Origin of the sequence: Nocardia africana NBRC 100379 (genome assembly GCF_001612635.1) — a bacterium.
Lineage (GTDB): Bacteria > Actinomycetota > Actinomycetes > Mycobacteriales > Mycobacteriaceae > Nocardia > Nocardia africana.
Map to the genome: position 1 here is coordinate 21954 of NZ_BDAV01000030.1, position 11353 is coordinate 33306.

The 11353-nt window shown below is 67.8% G+C and carries 21 protein-coding genes and 1 pseudogene; 20 read left to right on the top strand and 2 right to left on the bottom strand.

The window, feature by feature from the left end; all coding sequences use genetic code 11:
• Window positions 1-42 precede the first annotated feature (42 nt).
• The 18 genes from NA3_RS33820 (at window position 43) to NA3_RS36490 (ending at window position 9852) form a co-directional block, all read left to right on the top strand.
• Window positions 43-921, top strand: a complete 879-nt coding sequence (locus NA3_RS33820; protein ID WP_062968780.1) for a hypothetical protein — start codon at window positions 43-45, stop codon at window positions 919-921.
• A complete protein-coding gene (locus tag NA3_RS33825) occupies window positions 914-1333 on the top strand; it encodes a hypothetical protein (protein WP_062968782.1) in 420 nt (139 codons plus the stop codon). The genes NA3_RS33820 and NA3_RS33825 overlap by 8 nt, the downstream gene beginning before the upstream one ends.
• Window positions 1326-1679, top strand: coding sequence for a VVA0879 family protein (locus NA3_RS33830; RefSeq protein ID WP_062968784.1), 354 nt, complete (start codon window positions 1326-1328; stop codon window positions 1677-1679). The genes NA3_RS33825 and NA3_RS33830 overlap by 8 nt, the downstream gene beginning before the upstream one ends.
• Window positions 1672-2238 (top strand): hypothetical protein, encoded by a 567-nt coding sequence (locus tag NA3_RS33835; protein WP_062968786.1) that lies wholly within the window; start codon window positions 1672-1674, stop codon window positions 2236-2238. Before NA3_RS33830 ends, NA3_RS33835 begins: the two co-directional genes overlap by 8 nt.
• A gap of 221 nt (window positions 2239-2459) precedes the next feature.
• The gene (locus tag NA3_RS33840; protein WP_128145416.1) at window positions 2460-2912 is read left to right on the top strand and encodes a hypothetical protein; all 453 of its coding nucleotides are present in this window, start codon (window positions 2460-2462) and stop codon (window positions 2910-2912) included.
• On the top strand, window positions 2905-3321 hold the full coding sequence (locus tag NA3_RS33845) for a hypothetical protein (RefSeq protein WP_128145415.1): 417 nt from the start codon (window positions 2905-2907) through the stop codon (window positions 3319-3321). The genes NA3_RS33840 and NA3_RS33845 overlap by 8 nt, the downstream gene beginning before the upstream one ends.
• Window positions 3322-3324: 3 nt before the next feature.
• Window positions 3325-3528, top strand: a complete 204-nt coding sequence (locus tag NA3_RS33850; RefSeq protein ID WP_062968791.1) for a hypothetical protein — start codon at window positions 3325-3327, stop codon at window positions 3526-3528.
• A gap of 106 nt (window positions 3529-3634) precedes the next feature.
• A complete protein-coding gene (locus NA3_RS33855) occupies window positions 3635-3949 on the top strand; it encodes a hypothetical protein (RefSeq protein ID WP_128145414.1) in 315 nt (104 codons plus the stop codon).
• Window positions 3946-4200 (top strand): hypothetical protein, encoded by a 255-nt coding sequence (locus NA3_RS33860; RefSeq protein WP_062968795.1) that lies wholly within the window; start codon window positions 3946-3948, stop codon window positions 4198-4200. The genes NA3_RS33855 and NA3_RS33860 overlap by 4 nt, the downstream gene beginning before the upstream one ends.
• Before the next feature lie 248 nt (window positions 4201-4448).
• Window positions 4449-4886, top strand: a complete 438-nt coding sequence (locus NA3_RS33865; RefSeq protein ID WP_062968814.1) for a hypothetical protein — start codon at window positions 4449-4451, stop codon at window positions 4884-4886.
• A gap of 3 nt (window positions 4887-4889) precedes the next feature.
• Window positions 4890-5423 carry a hypothetical protein gene (locus tag NA3_RS33870; protein ID WP_062968797.1) on the top strand — a complete coding sequence of 178 codons (534 nt, stop codon included), beginning with the start codon at window positions 4890-4892 and terminating at the stop codon, window positions 5421-5423.
• Between the two features lie 4 nt (window positions 5424-5427).
• A complete protein-coding gene (locus NA3_RS33875) occupies window positions 5428-5724 on the top strand; it encodes a hypothetical protein (RefSeq protein WP_062968798.1) in 297 nt (98 codons plus the stop codon).
• Window positions 5721-6815 carry a hypothetical protein gene (locus NA3_RS33880; RefSeq protein WP_062968800.1) on the top strand — a complete coding sequence of 365 codons (1095 nt, stop codon included), beginning with the start codon at window positions 5721-5723 and terminating at the stop codon, window positions 6813-6815. The genes NA3_RS33875 and NA3_RS33880 overlap by 4 nt, the downstream gene beginning before the upstream one ends.
• A gap of 215 nt (window positions 6816-7030) precedes the next feature.
• On the top strand, window positions 7031-8215 hold the full coding sequence (locus NA3_RS33885; protein WP_062968802.1) for a Fic family protein: 1185 nt from the start codon (window positions 7031-7033) through the stop codon (window positions 8213-8215).
• Between the two features lie 464 nt (window positions 8216-8679).
• On the top strand, window positions 8680-8856 hold the full coding sequence (locus tag NA3_RS37390; protein ID WP_157126626.1) for a hypothetical protein: 177 nt from the start codon (window positions 8680-8682) through the stop codon (window positions 8854-8856).
• Window positions 8857-9007: 151 nt separating this feature from the next.
• Window positions 9008-9235, top strand: a complete 228-nt coding sequence (locus NA3_RS33890) for a hypothetical protein (protein ID WP_062968804.1) — start codon at window positions 9008-9010, stop codon at window positions 9233-9235.
• Window positions 9236-9238: 3 nt separating this feature from the next.
• The gene (locus NA3_RS33895) at window positions 9239-9508 is read left to right on the top strand and encodes a hypothetical protein (protein ID WP_062968806.1); all 270 of its coding nucleotides are present in this window, start codon (window positions 9239-9241) and stop codon (window positions 9506-9508) included.
• A gap of 8 nt (window positions 9509-9516) precedes the next feature.
• Window positions 9517-9852 carry an HNH endonuclease gene (locus NA3_RS36490; RefSeq protein ID WP_084492100.1) on the top strand — a complete coding sequence of 112 codons (336 nt, stop codon included), beginning with the start codon at window positions 9517-9519 and terminating at the stop codon, window positions 9850-9852.
• Window positions 9853-10005: 153 nt separating this feature from the next.
• On the opposite strand, the gene NA3_RS33900 is transcribed toward NA3_RS36490, so the two are convergent.
• Both NA3_RS33900 and NA3_RS37395 read right to left on the bottom strand, forming a co-directional pair.
• Window positions 10006-10362, bottom strand: a complete 357-nt coding sequence (locus tag NA3_RS33900; RefSeq protein WP_062968808.1) for a hypothetical protein — start codon at window positions 10360-10362, stop codon at window positions 10006-10008.
• A complete protein-coding gene (locus NA3_RS37395; protein ID WP_157126627.1) occupies window positions 10359-10535 on the bottom strand; it encodes a hypothetical protein in 177 nt (58 codons plus the stop codon). The genes NA3_RS33900 and NA3_RS37395 overlap by 4 nt, the downstream gene beginning before the upstream one ends.
• Window positions 10536-10712: 177 nt before the next feature.
• Between NA3_RS37395 and NA3_RS33905 the strand changes: the two genes are divergently transcribed.
• Together NA3_RS33905 and NA3_RS38300 are read left to right on the top strand one after the other, a co-directional pair.
• Window positions 10713-11186, top strand: a complete 474-nt coding sequence (locus NA3_RS33905; RefSeq protein WP_062968810.1) for a hypothetical protein — start codon at window positions 10713-10715, stop codon at window positions 11184-11186.
• Window positions 11173-11353: pseudogene (locus tag NA3_RS38300) on the top strand (terminase); the annotation flags it as partial. The gene NA3_RS33905 and the pseudogene NA3_RS38300, both read left to right, overlap by 14 nt.

The window sequence follows — 11353 nt, forward strand, 5'->3', positions numbered from 1 at the left end:
GCCCAGCGCACCTCAACTCAGACCTCGAAAGGACCCACGCCGATGCGTGACACCACACAGAACCCCGACCCCAAGCTCCGGGCGATGGTGCTCGTCGGCACCGCCCTCGCGGCCGTGACCGAACTACTCGACCTCGAACCGCAGCAACCGCCGGCCGAACCCGACCCCCGGCCTGCCGAAGTCGACCCAGTCAACGCGTGCCGCGACGCGCTGGACAAGGCCGAGTGGACATCCCACGACCGGCTCACCGCCCACCCGCACGGACTCACCGCCGAATGCACCTGCGACTGCGGACAGGTCGAGACCATCGTCGGCCCCGACGTCCCGAACGCCGGACCCGTCGCCGAACTCGCCGCGGTAGCGACGAACAACATAGCCGCCGTCCTCGACCGGCTCGCCGACGCCGAAGCCGAACGCGACCAGGCCGTCCGCGAAGCCGACGGCGACCGGCAACTCGTCGACGTGCTGCGCGCCCAACGCCGCGAAGCGCACGAGCGGCTGCGCACGACACGGGCACACGCCCACGATCTGCACGCCGTGATCGCCAGCCGCGAACTCGAGCTCGACGCCGCCCGCGCCCGCATCGACGAACTCACCGCCGACCGCGACCAGGCCGCCGAGATGATCGCCCACTTCGCCGACCTCATCGGCAAGGTGTGCGACCTGCTCGGCATCGTCAACCGCGACGACCGGGAAATCCTGCCGCTGCTGCGAGACGTACTCGACCAGCAAGCCGCCCGCGCGGGCAAGCTCGCCGACATCCGCATCCTCGCAAACCAATGGGCCGAACAGGGTGTCGCCGCGTATGCCATCACCGCGCAGACCGCCTACCGCCGTGATGCCGGCCGCGAGATCCTCGCCATCCTCGACTGCGACACCGCCACCGAGAACACCGCGGGGGAGGCCGGCAACCATGAGTGACCCGATCACGCCCGGCGCCATCTTCCGCGACAATCGCGGCCGCTGGATGCGCGTCGACACCATCGTCGACCAGTCCGCGATCCTGACCGTGATCGCGCAACAGATCGGCGACCGCATCGTCGCCCCGATGCGCGACACCAGCATGGCCCTCAACCGGCTCGCGAAACTCGACCGCGTCGACACCGCGCCCGAACCGTCCGGGCCGGACTTCCCCGCGATCCACATCGACCGCACCAACCAGACCGTGCGATTCGGCGACGGCCCAGAGCTCCCGTACCACATCGGCAGCGCCGGGCCCCACATCAAGTTCGGCGACGACGGCAGCGCCACGGTCAGCATCACCTTCCGCACGGCCACGGTGCTCGAGTTCTACGGCGCCGACCGCGCCACCGAGGAGGCCAGCCGTGCCTGACACCAAAACCACTTGGACGCAGCAGGAACTCGTCGACGAGGCGCGCCGCCGATTCGGCGACGACCACTGGACTTGGGCGTTCCGCTGCCCGAGCTGCGGCGATATCGCAACCGCGCGCGACTTCAAGGATGCCGGGGCAGCACCGGAGCTCATCGGCCAGGAATGCATCGGCCGGCACCTCGGCGCTTTGAAGGGACCGCCCACGACCGACGGCGGCCGGTCGATCGCCACGCGCGGTTGCGACTGGGCCGCCTACGGCCTGTTCTCAGGCCCGTGGTCGATCGTCATGCCCGACGGCCACAAAGCCCCCTCGTTCCCGCTCGCCGAGGCGGTGTCCAATGCCTGACACCGAACGCCCCGCGCTCGCCGATGTGATCGCTGCCGCGATCGAATACGCCGTCTCGGCCGGCTTCGATGCCCGCGAACTCACCCCGGACGACTTCGCGCTCCAGCGCAGCCCCGCGGGCTGGTCGCACGCGACCTACGTCGGCACAGAATTCGTCATCACCGCCACGATCGATGCCGACCGTGTCGCCTCCACCGATGTCGGGTGGGTCGACTGGCTGAACCCGGACGACGACGGCGGCGCCGAGGACGAGCCCGACGACGGCATGGTCGACATCTACCTGCCCGGCGACGCCCCGGCCAACGCCGTGCCGCCGACGCCCGAGCAGATCGACGAAGTGCTCCACGTGACCGCGGTGCGCGACGAGAACGGTGCCATCCGGCGCCGTGACGGCACGTACATCGCCGACGCCGATACCACCGTCGAACAACTCCGGGAGAAGATCGTCGCCCACCTCGGCGAGACATCGAACCGGGCCGTGTACCTGTGCCGGAACTACCAGGCCGCAATCGATCTGCTCACCAGCGAGCGGGCCGCGGCGGTGAGCGCCGATGCCTGAACTGACTGTTGGCACCGAGTCTCTTTTCGCCGCCTGCGTGCTACCTGGCTGCACGACGCCAGTCGCTCTCGTGGGGGACGCCTGCGAAGGCTGCCGGACAGCATTCGGCGACATGCTCGTCATCACTCCCGGTGCGCGACGCATGACCGCCGAAGAGATCGCCGAGCGTGACCGCGGCGTCCACAACGTCTACGCATGGCAGGCCATGCAGAGGGGGCGCAATGTCTGACCAGAAACCCCGCGACGTGCTCGCCGATCTGATCCTGGCTTCCCGCGAGGACGGCATGTCCGCGACCGAGACCGCCGATCACCTGCTCGACGCAGGTGTGCGCCCACCGGCCCACGTCATCGATCCACCCGAGGGCACCCCGGACGCGTTGGAGCGCATCGAATCTGCGCTCGCGGACATGCTCGACACCTACGCCGAGCTGCGCGAGAAGTACGTACGCAACCCCGCGGACTTTCATTCGCTACAGGGCAGCGACCGCGACATCGCGATCGAGGTCGCCGGTATCCGGCAGGCCGCCCACCTGATCCGCAACCACCGCGATGACACCTCCGGGATGAGTCTGCCGGCCTGGCTCGAGGACAAGTGGTTGGCGAAAGAACGAGCCGTATCCGACCTGCTGGCCGCGATCGTTACGCACACCCGCGAAGGGGTCGACAGTGGCTAGGACGAAGGTGTGCCGCGCCCGCACGCCGCACCCCTGCCTCGGCGGGTGCGACAACCTGATCCGGCCCGGCGACCTCTACCTCGCGAGCAAGGACTACCCCGGCAGCGACCTCGGATACGCCGACGCTGCCGGGCATCCGGTCCGGATCGCCGAGTGCCGGCAGTGCGCCGAACGTCACGGCCGCAGCGACATGTTCACTGCCGCGGAAACCGCTGTGCGCGAGCGTGCCGCGCGCCCACCGCGCAAGCGCGGCCAGTGCCCGCACTGCCTCAGCACATTCGCCCTCAACGACGACGGGAACCTCTGGCCGCACTACGGGCCCGTCTACCGGCAGGCCGACGACATGCCCCGGAAACGCTGCCCCGGAGGCGGACAGCCAGCCCGCCCGAAACGACCCCTATGGAGATGAACCATGCCTGACCGCTACGGCGACGAGACCGCCGAACCCTGCTGCCGCAACGGCTGGCTCAGCCTGGAAAACGCCGACGTGCAGAAACCGTGCCCGATCCACCGGCCGCCCCGCACGGACTCCAGCACCGACTACGACCCAACGCGACTCAGCGACCGCGCCCGTGCCGCCATCGAGAAAGCCGACAACGATGACCATGCCTACTGACCCGCGCATGCGACTACCGCCGCAGGCGCCCGTCGAGCCGATTGCTCTCGCGGTCGGAAACCGCGTCCGTCTCGATGGCAAGCCGAAACGGTGGACCGTCCGCGCGGTGAGCGAGCACTTCGCGGTCCTGGTGCAGCAGGCGCCATTCGAACCGAAGGGCACCCTGCAATACACGGTGATCGACTGGCGCAACGGGATCCGCGGCGCCTGCAACCTCATCGGCTGGGGCTACGGCGACGGCACATACCCGCCCGCCGAGTGCGAGCGGATGCTGAGCGAATTCGAGTTCGACCCGGACACCGACCCGGCCCGCCTCGAAGCGCTGGCGCGCGGCGAGACAACGTGGGTGCCGACGCGCCACCACCTTGAGATATCCCACCGCAACCGCGTGCCGCTCGGATCAATCGAGGTGACCGAATGAGCCGAGGACAGAAACCGCGCTGGCCCGCGTACTTCCCGCACATGAAGGACCGCGGCAGGCACCGGCGCCGCGGCGTCCGCATCGTTCTCTACGACGGGCGCGGCGAACCGATCTGGCCGCCCGTACTGCTGCTCGACGGGCAGTCGCTCCCGATCCGGATCGACAAAGGCGCCACGATCCGGGTCACTGGCCGTGCGATTGGAACCCGCACCCTCGACCGCCGCACCGGCATGTGGATCGAGGGGGAGTGATGCGCGACCGCACCGAACCCGAACGCGCCCAATGCCCGCGATGCCGCGGCGAATTCGCGCTGACGAAGGCACGCACGATGGCGCCGCACTACCCGCCGGACTCGCGGCAGGGCACCGATGTCCGCATGACGCGATGCGCCGGCAGCGGTGAGCCGCCCCTCGACGACCAAGACCGATGTGGTGACGAGATGTCTCAGGTACCCAACGCATATCGGGCGGGCGACAGCCGACCGGAGGGAGTAATCCGTATGCCCGAAACCCACACAGCCACGATCAAGCTGCCGTGGTCCGCGCCGCCGCTGTCGATGAACGACAGTGGTGCCACCCGCGGCGCGATGTTCGCGAAGGCCCGCAAGATCACCGAGATCCGCGGCGACGTCGTGAATCTCGCGCGCAAGGCGAAACTGCCGAAGGGCATCGACCGAGCCACGATCACGCTGCACTACCGGCCGCGCGACAACCGGGCCCGCGACAGCGTGAACCTCGCCCCGACCCTCAAGGCCGTGGTCGACGGACTCACCCCGCAGAAGATCGTCAAGACGAAACGCGGGACCAACGTGCACCCCGGGTACGGGTTCGTCGTCGACGACAGCACCCGCCACGTATCCACCCCCGAGCCGATCATCCACCCCGCCGAGCGCGGCAAGTCCGGCTCGCTCTGGCTCGAAATCACCTGGGAGGCATAACCAATGACCCAGAACGGCGACATCTACCTGTCGACCACCGGCCGCCCCGGCGAATTCGATTACCTGTGCACCCTGACCGACCCGGCCCCGCAAATCGGTCTGCGGTGGGCAGGCAGCCGGCAGTATCGCGCCGGCCGCATCCTCACCTCGGACAGTGGCGCAATCCACGCGCTCGCGATCCGGCCCGGGCAACCCGCGTGGGTGGTGTGGGACGACACGTATCTGCGGATCACCGACTACCACATCGCGAAGAACGCGCCGCACACGATCGGATGCAGCCAGGGCGGCCCGTTCGGATTCGCCGAGATCGACGGAAATCCGGTCGCGCTCATCGTCGTCGAACCGTCGCCGCCGACCGCGGCTCTCGATTGGCTCGCAGCCGAGCGGGCTCGCGCGATCCGCGACTACCTCTCCGAGCCGGGTGATCACCTCGTCATGGTGCCCGACGACAGCAACCCCGGCCACCTCGTCACCTGCGACCCGTGGGCACCCGAATTCACTCAGTCCGAAGGGGGAAACGATGTGCGGAACAGGTGACGCAGTGAACAGCGACTACGACCGGCTGCGCGCAATCCTGTTGGGGGACAACCCGTTCCTGTCCCTGCCGTGGCGGGTCTGGGATCTCCCGGACAACCCACTCGGGCCACGGGTGCGGCTGTGGGACGAATCGTTCGCCCCGCGATGGGACTCGCACCCCCCGACGATCACCCCGGAACTCAGCCCCGAGGAGTGGGCGGCGTGGCATACGCGTAGCCACGATCTCGGGCTATCGGCTGGTCGAGTGAACGCGATCGCCGCAACTGTCGCAGAGCTGACGAGGACGGAGTCACGGATATGACCAAGGCCGATGTTCGGTGCGCCCGCTGCAAGGCCACCGTGCCCGACAACCTCACGCTGTGCCAGCGGTGCGGCACCGACATCGTCGCCGATCTGCTCACCGTGCCCGCCCTGCTCGCCGAGCTCGCGGTCACCCGAGCAGGACAGGCGCAATTCAGCGGCGAACGCACCGGCGGCCGATCCGCCGAGACACCGCTACCGATCCGGCCCACCAAGGGCCGCACCATGCTCGGCGGAATGTTCGCCGCCGACACCGTGATCCAAGGCGACACCACCCTCGCCCGACTCGGCACCGCGGTCGGCGAATGGGCGCGACTACTGGCCGCGCACCACCGCGTCGACATCCCGATCGGCGCCCCCGGCCTGGTGCAGCTGGTCGCGAACGGCCGCACCCGCGCCTACCTACCGGAAACCTCCGCAGCGTGGCAGCCCGCTGGCCGCAGCGTCGCCCGCGACCACACCGCCACCAGCGCGACCCTGACCCGCGTCGACAAGGACGGCAACCGGTACTACCGCGTATCGAGGCGCAACGCTGACGCGCTCACCTCACCGGCCACCGCGGTCGAGCAGGCCGCGATATGGCTCGCCTGCCACCCGCTCGACCTCCGCCGATTCGACACCGCCGGCGACCTCGCTGCCGACATCCACAAGGCGCTGAAACAGATCCGCGCCACCATCGACCGGCCGCGGGAACCGCGGCAGATCGGTCCGTGCCCGGAGTGCGGTGTCGAGCTACTCGCGCACCCCGACGAGGACGGCCGACTACCGGCGTGGGTGCGCTGCCGCGAGTGCGGCGCGCAGCAGCACGTCGACACCGTCATGCAGGATGCGCTTGACTCCATCCGCAATCGACTGTTCACCGTCGCCGAAATCGTTCGTATCAGCGCGCAATTCGGCGAACCGATCGCGAAACGCACCCTGCACCGGTGGGCGCAGGAAAACCGCGTCGAGGCCCGCGGCTACCTCCACACCGACAAGCAGTACGGCACCCGAATCACCGACCGCCCCATCGCACCGCGCGACCCGCGCGTCTACCGACTCGGCGACGTCCTCGACATCGCCCGCGCCGACCAGAAAGGCACAGCAGCATGACCGACGATCCGCTCGACCCGAGTGCATGGCTCAGCCACCAGGCGGAAGAAACCACCGATGGCGACTGAATTCATCGTCGATCGGCCCGCCGAGGACGAGGAGCTGCCGTCGCCGGCTGACAACAGGAATGTGGACAAGCTACGGGACAGTCCAGATGGACATACACACGGTCACAACACATGGACAAAAATGGGCTCAAAATGTAGTATCCGCAGATGGGCAGCAGGAAATTCGAGACCACTCATCCCTGGATCACATTCGAGATTGACCTGCGCAGGCTGAACCATAGGATCTGGCTCCTGCTGGGGGAAGCTATGTCGAAGTGCAGCCACATCGCTGGAACAGCCCTCCAGCCGCACTTCGCAGAGCTGCTGAATTCCGTATACCTGAGCAAGGGCATCCACGGCACAACGGCGATTGAAGGAAACACACTCTCCGAGGACGAGGTTCGGGAACGCATCACTTCTGGACTCTCTCTTCCGAAATCGCGGGAGTATCTGGGTCGCGAGATCGACAACATCCTCTCCGTGTCGAACGACATCATCGGAGATGTCGTGAACAAGCCGGAGCTGGACTTGTCCGGCGAACGAATCTGCGACTTCAACCGCCGCCTGCTTCAAGGCCTCCCGTTGAAGGAGGGAGTCGTTCCGGGCGCCATCCGGGAACATTCGGTGACCGTCGGCGGGTACCGCGGTGCACCCGCGGAGGACTGCGCATACCTCCTCGACCGACTCGCAGACTGGCTCAACAGCCTCAGAGCCCCGGACGGCAGCCCCGAACTGCGGTTCCCCATCGCCGTGCTCAAAGCCATCCTGGCGCACCTGTACATCGCGTGGATTCATCCCTTCGGTGATGGCAACGGACGAACAGCACGCCTGATCGAACTACAGCTGATGATCCAGGCCGGCGCTCCGGTACCGGCCGCGCATTTGCTGTCCGACCACTACAACCGGACCCGCGATGCCTACTACGTCGAACTCGACCGCACCAGTCGAGCGGACGGGCATCCGATCGAAGGTTTCATCGAGTACGCCCTGCAGGGCTTTGTGGATGAGTTGCGCGAGCAGATTCAGACTGTCAGGGCACAGCAGTATGAAGTCACCTGGCGAGATCTTGTACACGACACCTTCCGCGATGAAGACACACCTGCACGCGTTCGCCAGCGTCACCTAGTGCTGGATATGGAGCCTGGCAAGTGGTACACCCGGAACGAAATCCGTTCGGTCAGCACACGTGTCGCGATGGAGTACGCAGGCAAAGAGGCTAAGACTGTCAGCCGAGATTTGAATGCGCTGAGGCAACGGGATCTGATCGTTAACGATGGCCACCAACGGTATATGGCCAATCGCGGGATCATCGCTGCGTTCATGCCGCCCGTGGCGCTAGTTGAGGACCCGTAAGCGAAAGCGCCCAACGCGTTTCGGTCATGCCACGGCGCCTCGTGCTGCGCCCTTGTGGTGACCGGCAGCGCGGGACATCGGCGATCTTACTGCTGAGCGTTTGCGCTGATCATGTACTGTGGCACTACAAAACGCTGCTGACGAGCCGACCCCAAAAACGGAAATCGGCAGCATATCGGCCCGCTCGGGCCCCACCTCTACGCCCACCCCGACCCCGTCGCGGTGGGCGTAGCTGTATCCCCAAACTTGCAGCGCGACCACGTCAAACCGGGTGGCTGTGGCCCGGCAAGCGCACCCAAAGAGCAAGCGTGCAAGCCCGGTACATCGAGCCGGGTGGTGCTGCTGCGTCCCGCGCTGCAACCCCTCCCTGAAATCGAGGTATCAGCAATGGATCTCGTCTCTCTGGTGCGCGCCCTGCTGTGCCACCCTGTCGCCCCCGGCTATACCGAGCCCGTGCTGCGGGTATGGCTGTGGTGACCCGACTCGTCGCCTGCTGGCTGCGCAACCTCGCCGACCACATCGACCCGCCCCGCCGGCCGCACATCCAGTTCGCGCCGATCCACGTCGCCGACCGCGACGCTCTCTCCCGGTACTGCCGCGAGCGCGACCCGAAGGACACCGCCCGCCTACTGCGCCGCTGACCTCACCGCGCCACCCCGGCCCGGTGACAATCCGAGAGGAAACGATCATGCTGCTCACCGCCCTATCCGCCGGCGCTCAGCTGCTGCCCTGGCACGCGATCGGCTGCGCCATCGGCGGTCTGATCGGCGACGCCATTCAGGCTGCGCTGCGATGAACCCCAGCGTCGGGCGCATCGTCCACTTCCAGCACCCCGACGTCGGCGTGTGCCCGGCGCTGATCACCGCGGTAACCGCCGCCGGCGACGTGTACCTGACCGTCTGCCCGCCGGGCCATCCGCCCGCACCGCTGAACGACGCGCACAACGAACCGATCGCAGTGCCATTCGCCGAGAACGCGACCGATCGGCACTGGTCCTGGCCGCCACGAGTGGAGCGCTGACCGATGGCCGAATCGCTGATACCTGGCGCGCTCACCGGGCAGACTGTCCACTACCGACTGAGTCTCGCCGATATCAGCGAGATCGGCAGTCGGCGCCAGGCTCTCGGCCTCGTCGCCGCGGGGCCGCTCATGCCCGGCGACATCATGCCCGCTGTGTTCGTCCCGACGCTCGGTGGCTACGGGCTGCACGTCCTACTCAATGGACCTGATTCACACTGGGTTCCATTCGCAGTCGAGGGCACCGGCCACGGCACGTGGTCCTGGCGCCACTGACCCACCGCATGGCCCGAGCCCGTCTCCGTCCATGTTCGGTACCCGGGTGCCCTCGGCTACAGCCTGGCCCCCGGTGCGCCGAGCACCAGACCGAGAGAGATCGGCACCTACGACGCACCACCCCGACCAAGGCGACCCGCGACTACGGCGAGCAGCAACGCCGAGCCGCCGCAGTCCAGGCACACCGAGCCCGACGCGGAGACTGGTGCCCCGGCTGGCAACGGCCGCCACACCCCAGCGCCGACCTGACGGCCGATCACATCACCCCGGTCGCCAACGGCGGGCCCAATGGTCCGCTGCAGGTGCTCTGCCGGTCCTGCAACAGCCGCAAGCGCGACCACTGACCTGGTCAATCGGACATTCCGACCCGATCGAGCCGGGCATTTTCGCAGGTTAGAGGGTTGACCGGCACCCCAGGGGGGTGCCCCCGACCCCCCGACGGCGCTTCGCCCCGTCTGAGGTCGCTCGGTGGTGCGGAGGGTTCAAAACTCTCCGGGCTACCCGCTGAGGACGTCGATCAGCGCAGCGATCACGACGACCGTGAACAGCACGCCGATCGCGATGGCCAGCGGGCGCCCGCTGCGCGATGCGCTCGGCGTCGGGGCATCGGCCGACCTCTCGGGCGTGAGTGTCGACCATGCGATTGCTGTGCCGATCAGGATGAGAGCGGCCACCCCGGCGAGCCAGGCGCCGCGGTTCGATGGGGGCACGTCGCGGCAGACCGAGACATATCCGCTCGTGCAGATCTGATCGGTCGTGGTGTGGTCGATCACGAACAGGATGACGCCGGCGATCAGTGCGATAGCGCCGATGACGAATGTCGACCTCGTCGCCGCGAGTTGGGTTCTGGTCATCTGTCGTTGCCTTGACCGGGAGCTTGCTGGCGCTGTGCATCGCGGTTGCGCGGGATGAGACTGACGATTCCGAGCACGGCGACGAACAGCCCGAGCACGACGCCGATCGGCTCGCCGCCGGTGAGGCCGAGCAGGAAAAGCGCCAGACCGACGGTGATGATCACCGCGTCCATGAATCGTTTGTAAGTCACTGAGACCCCTTGGGATTGGTCGACCCGCGCCGCGATGGCGTGGGCGCGTTTCGATCCATGTCGGTGTCCGGAATGTGGCTGTTACTCCCTGCCCGGCGCGAGGCCGGTCGGGATGTGTCTTGTCCGGGTGGCGCGATGCTGCCGGGAGGAGGTTGACCGATGCCGCGTGGTGGTGCCCGCAATCGCAGTGGCCCGCAGCCGGATCCCCGCTCGGGCCGCACCGATCGGCGCGGGCTGGCGTTCGTCCAGCTGCCGGCCGAGGGCTACTCAGGCCCGGCGCCCGACTTCCCGCTGTCGCGGCCGAAGGCTCGCGAGAAAGCTCTGTGGGCGAAGGTCTGGACCTATCCGCAGGCTGCGCAGTGGGCCCGCGAGCCCTGGCGGCACGAGACGATCGCCATGTACGTGCGGTGGAAGGTGCGCGCCGAGCAGCCGAACGCCGCTGCCGCGGACGCCGCCGCGTCCCACCGGTTCGCCGATCAGATCGGTCTCACCCCGGCCGGCCTGAGGGAGAACGGTTGGGAAATCGCGAGCGACGAGGTGGCCGCGGCCCGCGCTCAGCGTGAGCCCAAACCAGCCGAGACCTCGGCGCCGCCGCAGCGCCGGCTGAGGTCGATGCCCGGTGGGGGCAGCTGAGGAAGGCTGGGTCGTCGATTTCCCTACCCTCGGCGATATCGCCGAGGCGTGGGTGCGACGGCACTGCCGACAACCGGACGGCTACCGCCGCGGCGCCGAATTCCGTTGGTCGGACTGGCAGTTCTGGTGCTCGGCGAATTACTACCGGGTCCGCCCTGGCGTGTGTC